At 48.7% G+C, this 21,205-nt stretch carries 22 protein-coding genes; 9 read left to right on the top strand and 13 right to left on the bottom strand.

The genetic code is table 11. The features are described 5' to 3' along the window. Positions 1-11: 11 nt before the first annotated feature. Positions 12-374 carry a hypothetical protein gene (locus AB6805_RS18335; RefSeq protein WP_370910900.1) on the bottom strand — a complete coding sequence of 121 codons (363 nt, stop codon included), beginning with the start codon at positions 372-374 and terminating at the stop codon, positions 12-14. Between the two features lie 260 nt (positions 375-634). On the opposite strand from AB6805_RS18335, the gene AB6805_RS18330 reads away from it, so the two are divergent. Both AB6805_RS18330 and AB6805_RS18325 read left to right on the top strand, forming a co-directional pair. After that, complete coding sequence (locus tag AB6805_RS18330; protein ID WP_370910899.1) at positions 635-1,705, top strand: hypothetical protein; 1,071 nt, start codon at positions 635-637, stop codon at positions 1,703-1,705. Between the two features lie 9 nt (positions 1,706-1,714). Next, complete coding sequence (locus tag AB6805_RS18325; RefSeq protein ID WP_370910898.1) at positions 1,715-2,188, top strand: polymer-forming cytoskeletal protein; 474 nt, start codon at positions 1,715-1,717, stop codon at positions 2,186-2,188. An 87-nt stretch (positions 2,189-2,275) separates the two neighbouring features. Here the strand turns inward: AB6805_RS18325 and AB6805_RS18320 are convergent, their stop codons facing one another. Both AB6805_RS18320 and AB6805_RS18315 read right to left on the bottom strand, forming a co-directional pair. After that, positions 2,276-2,512 (bottom strand): DUF3820 family protein, encoded by a 237-nt coding sequence (locus AB6805_RS18320; protein WP_370910897.1) that lies wholly within the window; start codon positions 2,510-2,512, stop codon positions 2,276-2,278. A 67-nt stretch (positions 2,513-2,579) separates the two neighbouring features. Next, the gene (locus tag AB6805_RS18315; protein ID WP_370910896.1) at positions 2,580-3,224 is read right to left on the bottom strand and encodes a hypothetical protein; all 645 of its coding nucleotides are present in this window, start codon (positions 3,222-3,224) and stop codon (positions 2,580-2,582) included. A 140-nt stretch (positions 3,225-3,364) separates the two neighbouring features. Between AB6805_RS18315 and AB6805_RS18310 the strand changes: the two genes are divergently transcribed. Further along, entirely contained in the window at positions 3,365-3,784 is a 420-nt protein-coding gene (locus AB6805_RS18310; protein WP_370910895.1) for a response regulator, read from the top strand. Positions 3,785-3,788: 4 nt separating this feature from the next. Here AB6805_RS18310 and AB6805_RS18305 read toward each other — a convergent pair whose 3' ends face one another. Further along, positions 3,789-4,661 carry a class I SAM-dependent methyltransferase gene (locus AB6805_RS18305; protein WP_370910894.1) on the bottom strand — a complete coding sequence of 291 codons (873 nt, stop codon included), beginning with the start codon at positions 4,659-4,661 and terminating at the stop codon, positions 3,789-3,791. Between the two features lie 165 nt (positions 4,662-4,826). Here AB6805_RS18305 and AB6805_RS18300 point away from each other — a divergent pair, with 165 nt between their 5' ends. After that, positions 4,827-5,300, top strand: a complete 474-nt coding sequence (locus tag AB6805_RS18300) for an Lrp/AsnC ligand binding domain-containing protein (RefSeq protein ID WP_079472010.1) — start codon at positions 4,827-4,829, stop codon at positions 5,298-5,300. Between the two features lie 115 nt (positions 5,301-5,415). Here the strand turns inward: AB6805_RS18300 and AB6805_RS18295 are convergent, their stop codons facing one another. Beyond that, on the bottom strand, positions 5,416-6,588 hold the full coding sequence (locus AB6805_RS18295) for a class I SAM-dependent RNA methyltransferase (protein WP_370910893.1): 1,173 nt from the start codon (positions 6,586-6,588) through the stop codon (positions 5,416-5,418). Between the two features lie 78 nt (positions 6,589-6,666). Between AB6805_RS18295 and AB6805_RS18290 the strand changes: the two genes are divergently transcribed. Continuing rightward, the gene (locus tag AB6805_RS18290; RefSeq protein WP_370910892.1) at positions 6,667-7,698 is read left to right on the top strand and encodes an exo-alpha-sialidase; all 1,032 of its coding nucleotides are present in this window, start codon (positions 6,667-6,669) and stop codon (positions 7,696-7,698) included. Positions 7,699-7,700: 2 nt separating this feature from the next. Here the strand turns inward: AB6805_RS18290 and map are convergent, their stop codons facing one another. The 4 genes from map to AB6805_RS18270 all read right to left on the bottom strand — a co-directional run bounded on the left by map (position 7,701) and on the right by AB6805_RS18270 (position 10,132). Further along, positions 7,701-8,465, bottom strand: coding sequence for a type I methionyl aminopeptidase (gene map, locus AB6805_RS18285; protein WP_370910891.1), 765 nt, complete (start codon positions 8,463-8,465; stop codon positions 7,701-7,703). Between the two features lie 79 nt (positions 8,466-8,544). Then, the gene (locus AB6805_RS18280; protein WP_370910890.1) at positions 8,545-8,976 is read right to left on the bottom strand and encodes an NADPH-dependent 7-cyano-7-deazaguanine reductase; all 432 of its coding nucleotides are present in this window, start codon (positions 8,974-8,976) and stop codon (positions 8,545-8,547) included. 78 nt (positions 8,977-9,054) lie between these two features. After that, positions 9,055-9,585 (bottom strand): RNA 2'-phosphotransferase, encoded by a 531-nt coding sequence (locus tag AB6805_RS18275; protein ID WP_370910889.1) that lies wholly within the window; start codon positions 9,583-9,585, stop codon positions 9,055-9,057. 1 nt (position 9,586) lies between these two features. Continuing rightward, a complete protein-coding gene (locus AB6805_RS18270) occupies positions 9,587-10,132 on the bottom strand; it encodes an NADAR family protein (protein ID WP_370910888.1) in 546 nt (181 codons plus the stop codon). A gap of 288 nt (positions 10,133-10,420) precedes the next feature. Here AB6805_RS18270 and AB6805_RS18265 point away from each other — a divergent pair, with 288 nt between their 5' ends. From AB6805_RS18265 to AB6805_RS18255, 3 genes are read left to right on the top strand one after another with little or no spacing between them, the layout of a single operon-like run. Then, positions 10,421-10,846 carry an organic hydroperoxide resistance protein gene (locus tag AB6805_RS18265; protein WP_370910887.1) on the top strand — a complete coding sequence of 142 codons (426 nt, stop codon included), beginning with the start codon at positions 10,421-10,423 and terminating at the stop codon, positions 10,844-10,846. 10 nt (positions 10,847-10,856) lie between these two features. Further along, entirely contained in the window at positions 10,857-11,534 is a 678-nt protein-coding gene (locus AB6805_RS18260) for a type 1 glutamine amidotransferase domain-containing protein (RefSeq protein WP_370910886.1), read from the top strand. Positions 11,535-11,558: 24 nt separating this feature from the next. After that, entirely contained in the window at positions 11,559-11,987 is a 429-nt protein-coding gene (locus AB6805_RS18255; protein WP_370910885.1) for a MarR family winged helix-turn-helix transcriptional regulator, read from the top strand. Positions 11,988-11,992: 5 nt separating this feature from the next. Here the strand turns inward: AB6805_RS18255 and AB6805_RS18250 are convergent, their stop codons facing one another. Further along, positions 11,993-13,525 (bottom strand): SulP family inorganic anion transporter, encoded by a 1,533-nt coding sequence (locus AB6805_RS18250; protein WP_370910884.1) that lies wholly within the window; start codon positions 13,523-13,525, stop codon positions 11,993-11,995. Between the two features lie 163 nt (positions 13,526-13,688). Between AB6805_RS18250 and AB6805_RS18245 the strand changes: the two genes are divergently transcribed. After that, a complete protein-coding gene (locus AB6805_RS18245; protein WP_370910883.1) occupies positions 13,689-15,047 on the top strand; it encodes a Gfo/Idh/MocA family oxidoreductase in 1,359 nt (452 codons plus the stop codon). Between the two features lie 75 nt (positions 15,048-15,122). On the opposite strand, the gene AB6805_RS18240 is transcribed toward AB6805_RS18245, so the two are convergent. The 3 genes from AB6805_RS18240 to AB6805_RS18230 all read right to left on the bottom strand — a co-directional run bounded on the left by AB6805_RS18240 (position 15,123) and on the right by AB6805_RS18230 (position 21,178). Next, positions 15,123-16,895 carry an alpha-L-rhamnosidase C-terminal domain-containing protein gene (locus AB6805_RS18240; RefSeq protein WP_370910882.1) on the bottom strand — a complete coding sequence of 591 codons (1,773 nt, stop codon included), beginning with the start codon at positions 16,893-16,895 and terminating at the stop codon, positions 15,123-15,125. Between the two features lie 24 nt (positions 16,896-16,919). After that, entirely contained in the window at positions 16,920-20,129 is a 3,210-nt protein-coding gene (locus AB6805_RS18235; protein ID WP_370910881.1) for a glycosyl hydrolase, read from the bottom strand. Positions 20,130-20,239: 110 nt separating this feature from the next. After that, positions 20,240-21,178: an alpha/beta hydrolase gene (locus tag AB6805_RS18230; protein ID WP_370910880.1), complete on the bottom strand. Its 939-nt coding sequence runs from the start codon at positions 21,176-21,178 to the stop codon at positions 20,240-20,242. Positions 21,179-21,205 lie beyond the last annotated feature (27 nt).

The raw sequence follows: 21,205 nt of genomic DNA, 5'->3' as shown, positions 1-21,205 counted from the left end.
AGAAAGAAGCGCTATGGGATATGAGTGGTATCTACCGGCGCTTTAAGAGAATCAGCAGGGATACGTAAACTATCAGATACGTTGGTATGCAGGCTGTCGGTGGCTGAATTCGTACTGTCTTTCCCGTTGGCTCCTTTCCCCGGCAGCGGGATAGTAGGTGCAGTATTGCGGCGTTTGGGGGAGTAAGATGTTGCAGTACCCTGCTTCTGCATGTCGTTCATTGTTTTTTTATCAAAGAGATACTTAGGATGTTTCTCCGGCCGGAGTCCCCGGTCAAACTGGGCCTCCGCTCCCACTGCGGGCGCCTGGTACACCTTCTGCGAAGAATGACAGGCCCACAAACAGATACCGGCAGCCAATACGAGGTATTTCATACAAATGAAAATAAGAATGAATACAGGCAAAGGGGGACATCTCCTAAACGATAAAGCCGGGTTGTTTATTATCAGCAGGGAACGCTTTACCGGCAGCGATGCATTTTGAAATGTAACATCGCTGTATTAAATTTAGCATAAATTCACTGGTTGTCACCCCCTTATTCTAATATTTTATATCTTTAACCGCTATTTCAATCCCGATGAAAACCCTCCTTCACGGAGAGTCACGGCTACATTCGTTATTATAACAAAGCACTATGAAAGTATCAACAACCAGCTTCCCAAGCGTTTTTGAAACCGCATTCGGAAACACAGAAAATTCAAGTAAGGATCTTCTCAACGGATTAAAAATTAAAAAGGATGAAGCCTGGTACCTGGTAGGCAACCTGGCAAAACGAGGTGGGATCAATCCCGGCAGAGTTACCAATGCGTCGCCCACAGAAGAGGATTATGAAATACTGTTTAAAGCTGCTTTGCTGAACACCATTGATAAAGTACAACAACCCATTGCCCTTACCGTAGGGTTCCCCTTCTCTACTTACAATATTTACAAAAACGCTGCGGAGCAGTTTTTAAGTAAACGGCATTTCCTGATTGACTACGATACGCAAACTTACAATACCAAAGGTTCTTTTAAGAAGGCCATGTTTGATATTGAGAAGTATGAAGTGATCCCCGAGATTGTGGGTGGTATCATAGGATTGAAGAAAAGTATCAATGAACCCCAGCTCGACAACTTCATTGCCATCAGTTTTGGGTTTGGTACTATTGAAGGCGGCATGGCCACCGGCGACGGACTGGTTCACCGTACCTGCTTCAGTTCCCACGGTATCCGTTATGCCATTAACAACCTTACCCGTGAGCTGAACCAGAAACACTACCTGGAAATGAAAAACGAACACCAGGTGGATGATGCTTTCATGAAAGGGTCTATTTTCACCAACCGCAAGCGGATCGATCTGCGTGATATGCGTAAAGGCGTGCTCACACAGTATTACAGGGAAGTGGTTTCCCCGTTGATGCGCAGTTATTTTACGGATCTGGATTTTGAAACCTGTGAAAAGATTTACCTGATGGGCGGTGGCGCTTACTATCGTGAACTCACAGATGCCTTTGTAGAAGAATTCCGTGATTTTATTCCGGTAGAAGTTGCTCCTGAACCTGAAAAGCTCATGAGTATCGGTTATCTTTATAATTCATTGAGAATTTCAGATAATAAACCTCAAAGAAGCGTGGGGCTTGACCTGGGTAATTCCAGTTCTATTGTGTCTACTTTTGAAGATGTGACACAGCATTCTCCTGCTACACCTAATCCCATCACCCTCTAATTTATACTTGTGATCAATGTCAGACATATTTTCCGAAATATAATTGTTCCCGGAGCCTTTCGTATTCCTGCAACAGTGTCCGTGAACGGTAGTATAGATGCTTCAGTTTCCGGCCGGATTGATGGGAATGTAAGAGGCGATGTAAAAACCAGCGGCAAGCTGGTGGTTAGTGAAACAGCGAGCATCCGTGGGCATATATATGCTGCCGACCTGGTGGTGCATGGGAAAGTGTATGGCGATGTGTATATCACCAACAAAGCCCATATCAGCAATAAAGCGCTGGTAAAAGGCGATGTGAATGCGATGGTACTCGAAATAGAAGAAGGAGCTGTGGTGGAAGGCGCTATCCGTAAAAACGTGCAGCCCGTTCTGAAAGCCGATCTTAGTCACACCCCGGTAGCTGAGGAAATCAAAGTGTCGGCTGCGGTGGATGCTGAAACCGGCGGCCAGGAAGAAGAAGAAAAGAACACCAGCTGGTTCTGATAAGTATCACTACCAATATTATACCTCGTTCAGGCGGTTGTTTCCATTGATGGCAGCAACCGCTTTTTACTTCCGCCTGCGCGGGCATTAAGGATATCGCTTCTTTTTCAGGGGATCGAGCAATTGGGTAAGACCGTTCATTTTTATTACCAGCATCGTTTCGAGGAGCATTCCCAGCTTACCTTTCGGGAAGCCCTTTCGCTGGAACCACTCCAGGTAACTCACCGGCAGGTCACAAAGCACCACATCTTTATACTTTCCAAACGGCATTTTCATCACTACCAGCTGTTGCAACATTTCCGGATCGGGTGCTGACATCTCCATAAAAAACTGATTTATAATTAAGCCGGCAAATTAAAATTATAAATTCATTTTCCCGCGCTTCTTCTGATCATCTTTTCAATAACCCTCCATTTTCCAGCGCATCAGACACCTGGGTAGCAAAGGCTTTGGCAAATGACTCGAGGCTATTCGGATTATAGGTTTCCGACTGACCCGACCATACCAGCTTTCCGTCCTGTTTCAGGTCGTACAGGTTACTTTCCAGGAAATATCTTTTATCGGTGGTATAGTAGCCCGGAGAATACACCGAGCCGTACATATAGCCATAATATCCCCAGAAGCGGCCATACCAGCCGTATGCCGGATAGGGAGCATAGGAAACGGTGCCTGGCACATATCTCGTTTGGGATTCTTTATTAACCAATGAGGTAGTTAACACGGCGGTGTACCCTGCATCCTGCATTTTCTGGGTGGCAGCGCTTTTATCTTTTTCTGTTACCGGGTTGAATTTAGGGGGAAACAGGTCCAGTCCTTTCCCGGCTACAACACCCCGTTTCTGAAGGGCTGCCGCCATCTGGGTTTCCACCACCTGCTGCGCCCCCACATTAGAAGTGAGCGAGGCCACCAGTATATTATGATACCCTTCTACAGGGGCTTCCGGGGCTTTCCAGGTTCCTGTCATGTGCACGGTGGTACCACACGCGCCCCATAATAGCACCATGCCCACCAGCATGGATCTGATGATTGCTTTCATAAAATTTGTTTTATGTATCTACAAGCTTCATTAGAACAACAAGACACCCAATAAAAAGTTTAGCTCAAAAAATGACAATCCTCTTTTAACAATCGGCTGCCTGTAAGTGTAATAAGATGTACATTTATATGCCAGCTACCATGAATATGAACGCAAATAGTAAACGGGGATTAACGACGCTGTTGATGGTGGACGATGATCAGGACGACCAGGAGTTTTTTAAACTGGCGCTTGGCACCATCAGGGACGAAATCACCCTTACCACCGCCGGTAACGGCCAGGAAGCGTTTGACCTGCTCCGCAACGGTGCATTTACGCCGGACCTTATATTCGTGGATATGAATATGCCATTAATGAATGGCTTTGCTTTCCTTGAAAAAATAAAAGCTACTCCTTACCTGAAGGATATCCCGGTGATCATGTTTTCTACCAGTGATGAAAAGCATGAAATAGCCAAAGCAAAGTCGCTGGGTGCAGCGGATTTTGTCACCAAACCAGCGCGGTTCAATGAGCTGTGCCGGTTGCTGCAGGAAAAGCTGAATTCCTACACAAAGGTATAAACGCTTAATCTTCTACGCGTTCCGCACAGGCCACCCTGTAAAATTCGTATCCTTTTTCCGAACGGCCGGGTAAGTAATGTTTCCGGTATTCGCTGGCGCCGAGGTCTTCCAGCAGGCGAAAGTTATATTGGCGAAGGTATGCAGGCAATGCTGCCGGTTCAAAACCAAATGTCCACCGTTCTTCCAGCTCTGCTACGTCTTTGAGCAGTTTTTCACCGCCATAAAATGCCGACGGGTTATCCAGCACTGCCTGGTGTACATAGGTGAAAATAACCCTGGAACCGGGTTCGAACCGCTGCAGGAATGCAAAGGTGCTGTCGATCGCCTCCTTGTTCAGGTAATTGGTTACGCCCTCCCAGATAATGGCGGTGGGCACCGTAAAATCAAAGTTATTCAGTGCGCTTAGTTGATCAAGGCTTTGCCGGTTAAAATCTATCTGGTAATAGTATACTTTGGCTGGCAGTTTATGTGCGCGTAATTTTGCCAGCTTATAGGCGGCTGTATTGGGATGATCGATTTCCACCACTTTCAGCTGGCGCAGAAAAGGGAGTCGCAGTCCGCGTGTATCAAAACCAGCACCGAGAATATACACCTGCTGGGCTCCGTTATCCACCGCTTGCAGCAGGAGGTCGTCTATATACTTTGTACGGGCGATGCCGGAGGATAAAGCGCCGGGGATCTTCTTACGGATAATCCATTCGGCGAAAGACCGCCAGCCTGGTATCCGGCAAAGCCATACGCCTATTTTCAGCCTGCTGTCCAGGAACCAGGATGCGAATTTATCGGTGAATAACCGCTGGTCCCGCGAGCGGGTGGTTTCCAGCGCCCGGAATAGGGCCATATATTGCGCGGTTCTACTCGTGACGTCTTCCTTCATGGATAGTGTTTTATGAACTCCTCCATTAATTTAATCAAAAAAAGCGAATATCGATTTGCTCCTGCCCCGGCCGTGAATTTATTGAGGATCAGCACCGGGATAATTTTTGCGATTATTTCAAAAAAATACCTATTTTTAGAAAATATTCTAAATCGCATCACCAAAATGAGTCAACCATTAAATATTGACAAATTAGACTTACAGATCATTTCGGAAATGTCCACTGACGCCGGTATCTCTTATGCAGAGCTGGGTAAGAAGCTCTTTGTGTCCGGTGGCACTATCCATGTTCGCATCAAGAAACTGCATGAAATGGGTGTGATCAAAGGCACCCGTTTACAGGTTAACCTGCGTGCTATCGGGTATGATGTGCTGGCCTTTATTGGTATTTACCTGGAGAAAAGTTCATTGTATGAAAACGTCGCTAAGCAGCTGCTGAAAATTCCGCAGATCGTGAGACTGAACTATACCACCGGTTCTTACAGCATGTTTGCAGAAATTATTTGCAAAGACAGCGGGGAGCTGCGTAAAATTTTGCAGGACGATCTGCAGCATATAAAGGGAATAGAAAGAACGGAAACGATTATTTCACTGGAAGAGAGTTTCTCAAGACCGATTAATGTGAGTGAGGTAGTGTAGGTATAAAACGCTTTACTTTATGAACGCTGCTTTATAGGCAGCGTTTTTTTTATGTCTTTCGTTAACGGATAAACGAAAAGCCGGCAGGGCTTTAATACCCTGCCGGCGCTATCATTTACAGTTTACGCGCGTCGCGGGTACCGGCATACAGTTCGTATTCCAGCAGGCGGCAATCGATCGTACTGTTGTAAAACTCTATCCTGCGTTTGGCTTTAAGCCCTATCTTCTTAGCCAGTTCAAGGTTTCCGGTGAACACATATCCAAAGTAACCACCGCATTGCTGTTTCATAAAATCACCGATACGGCCATACGTTTCCTCCAGCGCTTCAATTTCTCCAAGGCGCAATCCGTATTCCGGGTTCATGTACACTACGCCGGCAGCGCCTTCCGGCACTTCTGTGCTGGCGAAATCGCATACGCGGAATTCAATCATATCTTCCACACCGGCAGCCTTTGCATTTTTACGGGCGTTTACAATCGCCATTTCACTTAGATCGGTAGCGATAATGCGCAGTTCCGGTACTTCCACGATCTGTTTTTCCAGCAATCCTCTTTCATCGAGGTATACGTTTTCATCAAAGCCACGGAGGTGCATAAAGGCATAGTTATCGCGGAAAAGACCGGGACGGCTGTTGGTAGCAATTAATGCAGCTTCAATGGCAACGGTGCCGGAACCACACATCGGGTTGATGAAAGGTGCTTTACGGTCCCAGCGGGAAGCCAGGATGGTAGATGCCGCCAATGCTTCCAACATCGGAGCGCGGCCAGGTATTTTACGGTATCCATGCCGTGCGAGCGAGTCGCCGGTAGTATCTACAAATATTTCAGCATTTTCATTTTTCCAGAACAGGTGGATTACTGCACCGGTAAGCTCCGCACCAGTGGATGGACGCTTGCCTGTTTTTTCGCGCATACGGTCCACTACTGCGTCCTTTACCCTTAGGTTGGCAAACATGCTGTTGTTGATCGTTTCATTCTGCACATTGCTGGTGATGGAGAAGTAACCATCTTCAGGGAGGATCGTTTCCCAGGGATGGGATTTCAGCTGATTGTATATTTCGTCGCCGTCGATTGCTTCAAATTGTTTCAGGCTGTACAGCACCTGGCTGCCGCAACGCAGGTTCAGGTTCAGGCGGATACACTCATTAAGAGAGGCATTCAACCGCACACCGGTAACGAATGTTTCGTCTACAGTAAAACCCAGATCTTTTACTTCCTGCTCCAGGTAAGGTGTCAGGCGTTTGTTACAGGTGATGGTAACGGTTCCCTTTGTTGTATATAATGACATAAGGCGGCAAATTTACCAATCTTTATGATAATCCCCGTGCATTCCTTATTTTAACAACTTAAACATACCTCAGCACCTATGCGTTTTTATCTTTCTTTGTTATTGCCGGCAGTCCTGTATTTCCCGGCCAAAGCACAAACCAAAGCAGTGCCTGTGCGTAATGAGCTCATTATGCCGGTGCCGGTTACGCCATCCAGTCATGCGTCTACCATTACGGCGTTGTCTTCCGGGGATTTGCTCAGCGCCTGGTTTGGCGGCGATGAGGAAGGAAGTAAAAATGTAGAGATCTGGTCGTCGCGCTTTACCGCCGGCAAATGGCAGACGCCCGTAAAGCTGGCGGATGGTATTATTAACGACACGCTTCGCTATCCCTGCTGGAACCCGGTACTGTTCCGTACCCGGGCCGGTTTACTTTGCCTGTTTTATAAAGTGGGTCCAAATCCACGGGAGTGGTGGGGCATGGCCCGCTACAGCAGTGATGACGGCAGCAGTTGGTCATCTCCCGAAAAACTACCGGAAGGCATGTTAGGCCCTATTAAAAACAAATGTATACAACTCCCGGATGGACGGCTGCTGTACCCTTCCAGCACAGAAAGTGTAAAGGGCAACCAATGGGTATCGCATATGGAGATCAGCGACAGCACGGGTCATCAATGGCAAAAGGTGGCTATCGACTGCGACACGTTCGGCGTTATTCAGCCGACTATACTTACCCACCGCGATGGACGGCTCCAGTTGCTGTTCCGCAGCCGGCAGCATGTAATTGCCACGAGCTGGTCGAACGATCAGGGCGCCAGCTGGACACCCGTTACCGCACTGAAACTGCCCAATCCTAATTCAGGCATTGATGCAGTAACCCTTCCCAATGGCGCGATGGCGCTGGTATATAATCCTACGAAAGGTGGAAGCGACTGGTCGGACGGCCGCAATGAGCTGCGGCTGGCCGTTTCAAAAGACGGTATTAAGTGGAAAGATGTGTATCAGCTGGAGAAACGTGCAGGCGGCGAATACAGCTATCCAGCCATTATCGCCACCGCAGATGGTTTGGTGCATATCACGTATACCGACGACCGGAAAAATATCCGCGCGGTAACATTACAACTGAAATAAGCTTAGTTCCATATTTCATTGGCAGCGGTGAGGATCACCGGTTCGCGGTCGGTAACCACGATGGTGTGCTCGTGCTGCGCCACAAAACCGCCTTTGTTTCCAACCAGTGTCCAGCCATCGTTGCTTTGATTAGCAAAAGATGAAACGGTGGAAATAAAGGTTTCTATTGCTACTACAGAATTCTTTTTAAAACGGGTGCGGTTAAAACGGACATAACAGTTGAGGATATCATCCGGCGATTCGTGGAGGCTTCTGCCAACGCCATGTCCGGCGAGGTTACGGATCACGGTGTAGCCTGATTTCCGTGCTTCTGTTTCTATCAGTTTGCCTACGTCTGCCACACGTGTGCCACCTTTGATATACTGGATGGCTTTATAAAGAATAGCCTTTGATGCGCTTACCAGTGCCTGGTGCTGATGAATATCTTCGCCGAGCACAAATGAACCACCATTGTCTGACCAGTAGCCATTCAGCTCCGCAGATACGTCGATGTTTACCAGGTCGCCTTCCTGCAGTATTTTTTTATCGGATGGAATGCCATGTGCAATTTCATTGTTCACACTGATACAGGTCCAGCCCGGGAAGCCATAGGTCAGCTTCGGCGCCGATTTAGCACCCAATGCGTTTAATATCTCTCCTCCATATTCATCTATTTCTTTGGCGGTCATACCCGGCCTGGCATAATTCCTCATTTCCTTCAGCGTAACGGCTACTGCTTCACTCACTCTTTTCATGCCATCGAGTTCTGCTTCTGTAGTGATAGACATAATGATTATTTTTTCAAAAATACTGATAAAAAAATAAAGCCCGCAGGTTGTGCGGGCTTCGTCAGATTGTTTTTAACAATTACATGAGGATGCCCCACTCTTCATCCCGTTCAGGATAATCTTTGAAACGCTCCGTGCCTCCCCTGTCTTTCCAGTCGGAATCTATCACCAGCTTGGAACTGATGCCACCCCTGGGATTGCAGATGAGCGTGATACGCAGGCGATCAGCCTCATACACTTCCATCATATGATCATAAATGATATTGATGAGCCGCTCGTACGATACAATGATATCACGCAAATGATATACATAAAGTTTCAGCGACTTCAGTTCTATGATTTTATTTTTTGGATAAAAAGTGATGTAGAGCTTCGCAAAATCGGGTTGCTCCTGCACGCCGAGGAAAGTGAACTCCGGCACCTTTATCTTCATCTCATATTTTTCCTTTGAAGGATTTGGTAATCCTTTCAGGATTGTTTTATCAATGTGTTGATAGAGCTTTTTAGACATATAGGTTTGTAATTATTAGCGTGCTGCAAAGTAATATTTCTCCCGGTCAATTCACCTGACATCTTCACAAGATAACATTTATTGGATATACTTTACAGGCACTTCGTCCGTAAGCCATACCCCGTTATCGGAGAGGTAGAACAGTATGCCGTCTCTATGCATATCGCCGCTGCGGATGGTGAGGATATGCGGTACCCCTCTCCTGCCGCCTACTTTTTCTGCGGTGTCCCGGTCGTTGGTAAGATGCACGTGTTGCCGGCTCATTTTCTGCAAACCGGTTTTGCGTATCTGTTCCATAAACCTTGCTACGGTGCCATGGTAAAGAAATTCCGGCGGTGTAGCCGGCGGCAGATCCAGCGAAACTTCCAGGGAATGCCCCTGGTTGGCGCGGATCATTGTTTTATTCTCGTTGAAAGAAAAACGTTGCTTGTCGTTTTCCGCCACCACGCTTTCCAGTTCTTCCATCGTGAAATGATGCCCATTTGCTTTGCATTGCTGCAGGAGCGTGTTCACATTTGCCCAGCCGTGGGCATCAAGTGTGAGTTGTATGGTATCCGGACTATGCCGGAGAATAAAGCTCAGTAGTTTACTGATAGATTTGTTGTTCATGTTATTTAAGTTGGTCCCGTACTACCATGAGCGCGTAACCGAGCAGGTTATGACCGCGCCATTGCAGGGGATTTTCCACATGTTCATTGGAGGCAGCCATACCAATGCCCCATATGCGGTCCATCGGGCTGGCTTCTACCAAAATACGTTCATGTGTATGGAGTAAAAAAGTTTTTAGTGCCGGGTGTTGTGAAAATTTATGCTGATTTCCATTCACTACCAGGTCAAATTTATGTGCGTCCCAGGTGGCGGCGTTGAAGTTCTTTACTTCCCTGCCAAGCTTTTTAGCTTCATCCGGTGTGTTTACCAGCAGGATCCGCTGCAGGGTTACATCATCGTTGAACAGCCTGGCTTTGCCCGCCATCATCCAGTGTTCTGCTGTTTTATAGGTGATGCCATCCACTGTGAAAGGTGCGTGCCACCACTGACTGAAACAGCTTTGGGTAACGCTGCCATCTGCCGATGGGCGATGCCCCCAGAAGAATAAGAATTTTATTTTTTCTTTAGCCTGATACTTTGCGATCAGCCAGTTGTTATCGTACTTCATGATGAGCGAATTTGTGGTCAAAAGCCTGCCGGTTGGGATTGACTGGGTTAACAGTTCCATTGCACAGGTGCAGAATGTATATTTTGTTTACGTCATTATGACGCAAAGTAAAGAAATATTTTTTTAACGTGTATATTTTTTTTCGGGAGATGGGAAACGGGTAATGGAATTTGATGGGGAGAGCTGTGAAGCGGGTGTTAAAAAAAGTCGATTCTCTCCTCGTCCCCAAAATAAATTTGGAATTCAATTGCACACAATCTAATTTTACACAATAAATATAAAATACTCATGGAAAAGATCGAGAAATTATACACGGCACACACTACCGCCACCGGCGGAAGAAACGGACATGTAACCTCATCAGACGGCGTACTGGACCTGGAAGTAAGAATGCCAAAGGAACTCGGCGGCAGCGGCGGCGCATATACCAACCCCGAACAACTGTTTGCAGCAGGCTACGCTGCGTGTTTCGACAGCGCCCTCAACCTGGTGATCAGAACCCAGAAAGTAACCGCAGGCACCACGCAGGTAAATGCAGAAGTTAGCCTGGGCAAGAACAATAACGGCGGTTATGGGTTATCAGTAAAGCTACTGGTAGCGATTCCGGATGTGGAACCTAAACTGGCACAGGAACTGTTGGAAAAAGCCCATCAGGTTTGTCCTTACTCAAATGCTACCCGTGGTAATATTGAAGTAGAATTAGCATTGATCTAAACTCCATCTCATGAAAGTATTAATCGTACTAACGTCCCACAGCGAACTGGGTAATACCGGCCATAAAACCGGTTTCTGGGTAGAAGAGTTTGCTGCCCCCTATTATGTGCTGGCGGATGCAGGAGCTGAAGTTACACTGGCTTCTCCAAAAGGCGGACAACCGCCTATTGATCCGAAAAGTGAGCTGCCCGAATTCCAGACGGAAGCCACCACCCGCTTCAAACGCGATGAGGCGTTACAGCAAAAACTCGCTGCTACCCTTAAGCTAAACGAAGCAAATGCATCCGACTATGATGCAGTATTCTATCCCGGCGGCCACGGCCCCATGTGGGATCTTCACAACGATCCCAGCTCCATTGCACTGATTGAAACATTCTACCGCCAGCATAAACCTGTTGCATTTGTATGCCACGCTCCTGCTGCCCTGCTCAAAGTAAAGGACCAGGATGGCGCGCCATTGGTGAAAGGAAAAGAAGTAACGGGTTTCAGTAATACCGAAGAAGAAGCAGTACAGCTGACCAACGTAGTGCCGTTCCTGTTAGAAGATGAGTTAAAGAAACTGGGAGGTATTTACAGCAAAGGCCCAGACTGGCACTCTTACGCGCTGAAGGACGGGTTGCTCATCACCGGCCAGAATCCAGGCTCCTCTGAAGCGGTAGCCCGGATTTTAATGGAAACATTGGCGTAATTTTGTGTTGCTAAATAAGCTACTTTGAAACAACTGAAATTATCAAATCAACTTTGCTTCTCCTTTTATGCCTTGTCAAGGCTGGTAACTTCACATTACCAGCCTTTGCTTGGCGCACTAGATCTCACTTACCCACAGTACCTCGTTATGCTCGCACTGTGGGAACATGATATCTTATCTGTGAAAGCGCTGGGGCAGCAACTGATGCTGGATTCCGGTACTTTAACACCCTTACTGAAACGGCTGGAAATAAAAAAGCTCATCAAACGTGTACGCAGCAAGGAAGATGAACGCATCGTGAATATTCATTTAACCACCGCCGGCCGGCAACTACAGCAGGAAGCGGCGGACATCCCTGAAAAGATCAGTTGCAGCATGGGTTTCACCACGGAAGAATATAACACGCTTAAACCCATGATCGACAACATTCTGAAAAGACACGCAGATGAATAGCGTGCTTATTTCACCGCCACCATATACCCTGGATCTTCAATAATATTCACTTCAATCACACCAGCTGCATCTTTCAGCAACTGCCGGCAATCGGGGCTCAGGTGTCGCAAATGCAGCGTTTTACCGGCCTGTTGATAGCGTGCTGTTAATTTATTCAACGCTTCAATACCGCTCATATCTGCAATACGGCTGTCTTTAAAATCAATCACCACTTCTGCCGGGTCATTAATAACGTCAAATTTTTCATTAAACGCTGCCACCGATCCAAAAAACAAAGGACCATAAATTTCATAGTGTTTAACGCCCTGTTCATCTGTATACTTCCGCGCACGGATACGTTTGGCGCTTTCCCACGCAAACACCAGCGCTGAAATAATGACGCCTATGAGCACTGCCAGCGCCAGGTTGTGCAACCACACTGTAATTGCCGCCACCAGTATTCCTACAAAAATATCTGCCTTTGGCATTTTATTAATGATCCGGAAGCTGGCCCACTCAAAAGTAGAGATCGCCACCATCAACATCACACCGGTTAACGCTGCCATTGGCAAACGCTCAATCACCGGTGCGCCGAAAAGCACCACCGCCAGGATTGTCAACGATGCTATGATTCCCGACAGTCGCAGTTTTGCGCCCGCAGAAAGATTTACAAATGTTTGCGCTATCATGGCGCAGCCACCCATGCCAAAGAAAACCCCGTTGAGCATATTGGCACTGCCCTGCGCCATCGCTTCCCGGTTGCTGTTCCCTCTCGTGCCGGTCATTTCATCCACCAGGTTTAAGGTCAGTAAACTCTCTGTGAGCCCCACTCCTGCCATGATTAACGCATAGGGAAATATTACCTGTAACGTATCAAAAGTAAAGGGTACCTGCGGAAAATGGAATGGTGGGAAACCACCACTCACCGCGGCAATATCTTTCACCGTCCTGGTTGAAATGCCCAATGCCAGCACTACCGCAAACACTACGATAATCGCCACCAGGGAGGCGGGTATTTTTTTTGTTATTTTTGGAAAGAAGAGGACTACGGCGATAGTCAATGCTACCAGCCCGATCATGGTCCACAGCGGATTTCCGCTCATCCATACCAGTTCCCCGCCCACCATCGTTTTAAATTGCCGGAACTGGGATATAAAAATGATCACCGCCAGTCCGTTCACAAATCCGTACATCACCGGCTGTGGCACCAGCCTGATAAATTTGCCCAGTTTAAACACGCCCACCAGCAACTGCAATCCTCCCGCCAGTAACACCGCAGCGAATACATATTCCAGTCCGTGCGACTGCATCAGCGCAATCAGCACCACCGCCGTGGCCCCCGCGCCACCGGATACCATGCCTGGCCGACCGCCAAAAACAGCGGTGACCAATCCCATGATAAAAGCCGCGTACAATCCTACCAACGGCGGAAACCCCGCCAGTATAGCAAAGGACAGGGATTCGGGGATCATGGTCATGGCTACGGTGAGCCCGGCCAATATCTCCGATTTATAATCGGGCTGCTGCGAGAAATCAAATAAACCTGCAAAAGGCTTCATCAGAGAAAATTAAAGGTGTCCGGTTTAACGAGGCGCAAAAATACGCATTAACCCGTAGCTTTCAGCTGTGTCCAATATATTAGGCGCAGGCTATAATTTCTTCGGCTGAATGCTTATCTTTCTCGCCTATAGTTCTGTAAACCTTATTTAATTATTCCACGCTATGGAGAATTTCAACATTAACCGTCGCCGTTTCCTGAAGGGGGCCACGGCTTCGCTCGCGCTTTCTGCCATCGGCGCCAGTGCGCTTGATTTTATTAACCCGGCAAAACCTTTGCGGGTAGCGCTGATAGGCACAGGGTGGTATGGTAAAAGCGATTTGTTCCGGCTTATCCAGGTAGCGCCCGTAAAAGTAGTGGCGCTTTGCGATGTAGATAAAAATATGCTGCAAGCCGCTGCAGAGATGGTGCGCAAACGGCAGGCCTCCGGTGAAACACCGCGTCTGTATGCCGACTACCGTAAACTGTTATCCGAAAATGAACTTGACATCGTATTGATAGGCACCCCTGACCACTGGCATGCCCTGCAAACCATTGATGCACTCAAAGCCGGCGCCAATGTGTATGTGCAAAAACCTATCAGCGTGGATGTAATGGAAGGTGAAGCCATGGTGGCCGCCGCCCGCAAATATAACCGGGTGGTGCAGGTGGGTACCCAGCGGAAAAGCACGCCACACCTCATTGATGCTAAAAAGAATATTGTTGATGCCGGCTTGCTCGGCAAAATATCGCATGTGGAAATGTGCTGCTACTACCACATGCGCAACAATGGCAATCCGCCCATTCAGGCGGTGCCGGAGTACTTCGACTATGAAATGTGGACAGGCCCCGCTCCCCTGCGGCCATACGACGGATTGCCACATGTACGCTGGTGGCGCACCTTTATGGAATATGGCAATGGCATCATGGGCGATATGTGCGTGCATATGTTCGACACCGTGCGCTGGATGCTGCAACTCGGTTGGCCCAAACGCATCAGCTCCACCGGCGGGATCTACGTACAGAAAGAAGGCAAGTCGAATATATCAGATACCCAATCGGCGATTTTTGAATACGACGGGCTAAACTGTGTGTGGCAACACCGCACCTGGGGAACAGCCGCTGATCCCAAATACCCCTGGTCTTTCAAATTGTATGGAGAAAAAGGTACCCTTGCCGCCAGCACCATGTCGTACGACTTTATCCCTGAAGGCAACGGCACTCCTATCCATAAAGATGTAGTATTTGAAAAGGAAAAGTACCCGGAAGACCTGACGGAACCCGCGATTGAACTGAATGCCGCGCCGGCTACACGCCTGCATATGCTCGACTTCCTGGGCGCCATCAAAAATGGCGGCAGGCCGGTTGCTGATATAGAAGAAGGACATATTTCCACGGCCAGCTGTATCCTCGCTAACATATCCATGCAAACAGGACGCCCTGTAGTTTATGATCCGCAAAAACGGATTATCACCAGCGATCCGGCGGCTACGGCCTTGTTAGAGAGACCGTACAGAAGCCCGTGGATACATCCGGTGGTGTAAATACATTCATCGCTATACATAAAAAAGAACGGCGCTCATACAGGCCGTTCTTTTTTATCTTCAGTAAAAACAAACTTATTCCCTTATCACTCTTACCTGCGCGGGCGCGTTGATCGTTGATTTAATCTTCCCGTTCGCCAGGCGTGTATGCTTCACCGTTACGATACCATAAGGCGTAGGAAAAGTTCCCTCTGCAAATTGCAGATCCCCAAGATGGGGCGCTACTTTAATCACCTTACACCCCGGCTCTATCACGGAAATGCCTAGTACATGTTCCGTCAGCCATGGGGTTGGTCCGGAGGCCCATCCATGACATAAACTATGACGGAAACCTTTATAACAATAGGCACCATAATCGCCATGAATATCTTTTTGTCCGGCAGGCACTATTTCATCAATGCGGGAAGCATTGGGAAGCCAGTCCATGTTAAAGTCCTCCCAGAACGTAGTGGCGCCCAGCTTCAGCATAGCGCCCCAGTAGGTCCGGATATCGTTTAGCCCTCCCTGGTAGTCGCCCGCTTTGGCCTTTGCCTGCAGCATATAGTAGCCATAAAAAGTGGAATAATCCTTTACGCCACCAACGCCGATAATTTCATCGTTCATCTTTTTCGCGGGCGCCAAACCTGATAATGCCATCAAGGCGGCGGCCTGTTTGGAGCCATTGGCATCGGGTACATTTTGCTTCAGCCGGGCAATAGCGGCTTCGCACTTCTTCACGGTAGCGTCATCCTTCAGTACTTTGCTCAATTCCGCGCCGGCGTCCAGGGCCATGATCATCATTGCCTGTAGCCCTGCATGGATGCCAGGCTTGTTTTCGCTGGAAGGCCAGTCGAGGAAACGTGTGCCGTCGTGCAGGTCTTCACTGTTGTTGGCATCTATTTTCTTTGAGAGATGATCCAGTAATCCTTTCAGGTACCCAGCCTGCTGTTGCAGATAAGTAAGGTTACCGGTGTGCTGGTACCAGTCGCGCTGAATAAGTATCCACCACATGGAATACGACACCATGCCATTCATATACTGCGGCAGCGGCGTTATATCACGTGAAAGGTCCAGGCTCTTTGGCACCACGTCGTTATACCCGAAAACTGCGCTGATAGCAGACGTTTCGGGGTGCATATCGCCGATCCATACGAGGCGGTCGCGTTTAATGCCATCCCATAAATAGTCCTGCATGTTCAGATGCACGGTGTATGCGCCCGTCATCCAGATCTGGTTCAGCAGCGTATCGCTGCATTTAAAAGAGCCCAGGTAGGGCAGATCGCGGTATATGAAGATGGCCCTTACCTCTTTGAGTTGCAGCTCCGTATTATCATCCAACAGATCAATACGCACAAAACGGAAACCGGTATTGCCTACTTCCAGTTTGCCCAGCCACGGCACTTCCACTATCATATCGCGCACGGCGTGATCATTGGTGGCATTCTTTCCCGGTTCAATATCGCTCATCGCTTCACTCACGGATTCACCAAAGCGTATCCGCAGCTTTACCGGCTTACCGGTTTTATACATCCCGGTAACCACTTGCAAACCGCCATGCAGCTCTTTCCCAAAATCAAACAGCAAGGCAGGATGCACAGTAGTGCTGCTTTTCAGCACACACATGTTTTGATTTGCCAGGTCGGCTTGTCCGTTGCCTGCCAGCAGAAAGCGTTGTGCATTGATAATATTTGTATCCGCATTGGGCGTTTGCCATATAATTTTTTCGGGAGATAAGTAGCGCCGTACGGTAGCTGTTGCCTGGACTGTAGCCATACGGCTGCTGTCGAATACAGGTGGCAGCTGGGCCCGGGAAGAAACGGCACATAGCATTACGATGGCTACCTGTAAGATCCGGTGATATATTTTCATGTGATCAGGTTCCTTTGAATGTATTTAATATTTTACTGCGATAAGTTTTACGGGACCTATCAGGCCGGAAGACTGATAAGCATCTTTCGGCGTATATGGGTTCACGTTACTCCATGTTTTCCTTTCAGCAGCAGGTAGTTTGCTATCTCCTATAAGGCGGTTTACCCAGGTATTTACTACCGTTACTGTTAGTTTATTCTCTCCTTTTTTCAGTGCCTGTTTTACATTTACCCGGTAAGGCGCTGTCCATACGTTGCCCAGCGACACCCCGTTCAGGGTTACATCCGCCATTACACTCACGGCGCCAAGATCGAGATATGGTGTGGATTCCGCCGGCAGTTCATCTGCCTTAAAAGTAATTTCATAAACAGCAGTACCGGAATAATTACGGATCTGTTCATTGGTGTGGATACTCCAATCTGTCAGCTGGTCAAAAATCACCGGTTGCGCAGGGCCACGCTTTGCCGTATCAAAACTCACTTTCCATGGTCCCTGTAATTGGGTTAAGGTGATTGCCCCGGGGAAGTTAACCCCTTTGCCCGTTGCCGCCGCCTTCTTGCGGAATACCACAAAGCCACTTTGATAAGGGGCTAACGTTAACGGCACTACGGTATGCGCCGGCTGTAGCGTAAACTCCTTCAGGTCACGGGTTTCGCCGGTCACAGCGTCCCACCATTCCGGTTGTTTACCCTGCACACGGAAGGCAGGCGATAATGTAATGTTTTGGTCCGACTGGTTGGTAACAAAATATATTTCTCCATCCGGGGTGCTGCGATGGGTATACAACACCTGTTCCGGTAGTTGCGATACATCCGCGGGCAATTGCAGGATGTTCAACGCCTGCGGCATGTCCATCCCGCTAAGCACCTGTCCTTTTCCATGCTTCCTTTGGCGCTCCTCGCCATGGCCCCACAGCTCCGTGGCCAGCTGCTGTACTTTGGTATCTGCTGCCGGGTATTGCTGTAAGCTCGGAGAGCGTTTGGGCGCGGGTCCCAGGATGATGGCGCCTTCCTTTACCAGCTGCGCAATTTTCTCCAGCAGCTCCGGCCGCATGGTTTCGAGTTGCGGCAGTACCAGCAAACGATAGCTCATACCGTCCGGTAATACCAGCTTGCCATCCTTTACACGCAGGCGCTCCAGGATTACTTCCGCATTAATGTAGTCATAAGAGTATCCTTTTGGCAGTTCAGGATTTCTTACACCAGTCATTTTAGGCGCATCTTCCCCGATAAAGTAAGCAATATCATTTACTGCTTTGCCTTGCTGCAGCAGGAAATTACATCTCCTGATATAATCTATAAATGCTTTCCCCTGGTAAAACCAGGTATTCTTCCTGTTAAACTCTGTTCCAAAACCCGCGTTCACACCGGGTTCGCGGTCGTCATAGGGTTGTTCAATAAATACATGCAGGAGACTGTGATTGATCCCTTCGGTGAAGGACCAGTCGCCACGGCGCTTCAGCAACGCGGGATAGCGGCCGTATGTATTACCACCGGCGGTAAAAGACTCGGCAGCCACTCTTGTTTTACCATAAATATGCGCCGCGGAAGAAGCAGCCCGGCACTCGATGTTGCCCAGTGTTCCTTCATTCCAGAATTCACCGCCAATTTCATCCGACTGGCCACCGTACTTCAAAAACTCTGATGGAAAGCCCCAGTGGCCATAGTTTTCCAGCCATAGCTTCAAACCATCTTTATGACTGGCTTTGCGCAAACCGGCTACATATTTATAAGCCACGCGGTCGGCAACCAGGCGGCGCAGGTCCCAGAGGAAGCGGTCCGACTGATCAGGCGAGCCCACTACCCTTCCTGATAATACCGGCAGCCATGGTAACGGATCGTAGCCATATTGTTTTTGAAAATCTTCCGCCATGTCGTCGGTCCAGTTTTGCGAACCGGTTTCGTAGCTGTCGGCCACCACCCATTTCAGTGAGGTGCGCTCCGCTGCGGGAATGCTTTTGCGGATCTTACCCACAAAGGCATCGTAGTGGTACTGCGACCATTCATCGCTGATCTTATCTATTTCCAACCCGGTTCCTTCCGGTGAAGCAGGACCATTGGTGACGCCGGTAGGCAGCATGCCATAGCGCACTACCAGCCAGTCGCCCGCAGGCACCTTCCATGTAAGCGTACCGTTGGCGGATAAATTTTTAGTGAGATTAATTGCTTTGGTGGGATCGATGATCAAACCGGCGCCGGATACTTCCGGCTCGGGTGGCCATTGGTATTCGTTCCATAGCGGCAGTGGCGTCTGGAACATTTTGGCCAGCTGCTTTTCTTCAAAGCGTTCAATGCGTGGCGCCGAAAGCAGCTTTATTTCTGCCAGCGAAGGATTGCCTTCGCTGATCAACAGCCGGAACTGCCTGCCGGTGGTGGCTTTAAAGGAAACAGCGACTGGTGCATAAGGTTTAAAGCCTACATTATTTTGGGGATTACTGCGGTCCAACTCAAAGCTCTTCATGGTGTGCCAGTTGTCTCCTTCTTTTACCTGCAGTTCAAATTGTGCTTTGAAAGGTTTGGGGGCCGGGAAAATAATGAGACTTCGTGCAGTGAAGTCGCCGGTTACTTCCAGGTCAATGTGCGCGGGTGTTGGGCGGGCAACAGGCGTAGTAACAATTACTTCTTCAGTAGTATTACCGTCTGTCAGCTTTTCAATATTCCGGAACGCGATGTTAGAAGTGATGCGTGGCGTATGTTTCCCAATATCATCTCCATCGCCGCCCGGTACCGGGAAAGCCATTACAGCCACCGTCTGAAAATCAGCGGGGCCTGGCGGCAGTTGCTGGTTATATTCCTGTGGACCATGAACCCTAATTTCTTCGCCGGCGAGGTAGCGCATCGATTGTGATGGCTTTATCCAGGGGCCGCCACTCTGGCTCCAGCCGGGGCTGTTGAACAACCCGATATCCAGTCCTTTTTCAGTGGCAGTGCGTATAGCCGTTCGTGTTACCTTCCACCATTCATCGGAAAACAGCTTTACTTTTCCGTAAGGAACCTCTTCTTTCGGATAACCTATATTACCGATAAAAGCCCGGCCAATGCCTACTTTCGCCATGGCTTCCACATCCTGCCTTACGCCGTCCTGTGAAATATTATCACTCATCCAATACCAGTATACGCTTAACTTAGTGCTGTCTGGTGGCGTTATAAAACCGCGCTGCAAAGGCGTTTGTTGTCCGCTGGCAGTGAATGCAGCGGTTAACAGCAACACAGCGGCAGCATATTTTCTTGTCATAGTATTTGAAAATTCGTTTAACCGTAAAAGTTATAGCGACAGGCTCCCGGTTGCCGGACTGTTATCCGCCAACGAACCAACTGCAGCATTTCCCAAAGTAAAAAACGTTATCAGTATAACTGTCCTGTACCTCCCTGTAGTAACGGGTTGCCCGGGTTAAGCATTCCCATCCGGCCCAGCCACTTCATGGTGATCTGCATCCATACTTCTACCGGCAGCTTCAATACAAAGCCGTGGTTGCCTTCCGGGTAAATATGCATTTCCGCTGGCACGTGCTGATGGCGCAGGGCCTGGTAAAACACCAGGCTGTTATCTACATCCACCACAGTATCATCGCCGGTATGAAACAGGATGGTCGGCGGCGTTTGAGGTGTTACCTGCCGGTCGTTCGAGTAGTTCTTTATCGCTTCTTCTTCTCCCGGCTGACTGCCGAGCAGCCGCAAACGGGAACCGGGATGTGCGAGGTTCTTTTCCATGCTGATCACCGGGTATACCAGGATCATAAAATCGGGGCGCAGGTTAATGCCGGCATTGGCGGCCAGCACCGGTTTATTGAAGTGCGTACCTGTCGTGGAAGCGAGGTGCCCGCCGGCAGAGAAACCCATAATGCCTACACGGTTATTATCGATGTTCCATTCAGCGGCATGCGACCGGATCATTTTCATGGCTTCCTGTGCATCCTGCAAAGGACCGGTACTTTTATCCTGCATGATCTTATCATCCGGCAGGCGGTATTTGAGTACAAAGGCAGCAATGCCCTGCTTTACAAAGTATTCTGCTATATTGAGGCCTTCCCGCTGCAGCACTACTGCGCGGTAGCCACCACCGGGGCAAATCAGCACCGCTGTACCGGTAGCTTTGTCTTTGGGCGGCAGGTAAGCCGTTAAAGTAGGTACACTGGTATTTGTGCGGTTATTGTCCTTGTCGGTTACTTCCTCATCGGGTGCGGCAATTCCGCCGGGAGGAAGGCCATTATATAAAGGCATTACGGTTTGCGCGTTGGCAACAATGGTAACGAAGCTGAAGAGCAGGATAAAGAGGGCACGCATAAGTTTATTTATTGGCAGTAATGATAA

This window comes from Chitinophaga sp. RCC_12 (assembly GCF_041360695.1).
In the GTDB taxonomy this organism is placed as follows: domain Bacteria; phylum Bacteroidota; class Bacteroidia; order Chitinophagales; family Chitinophagaceae; genus Chitinophaga.
Note: the sequence above shows the minus strand (reverse complement) of the source record. Positions and strands in the feature narration are given on the sequence as shown.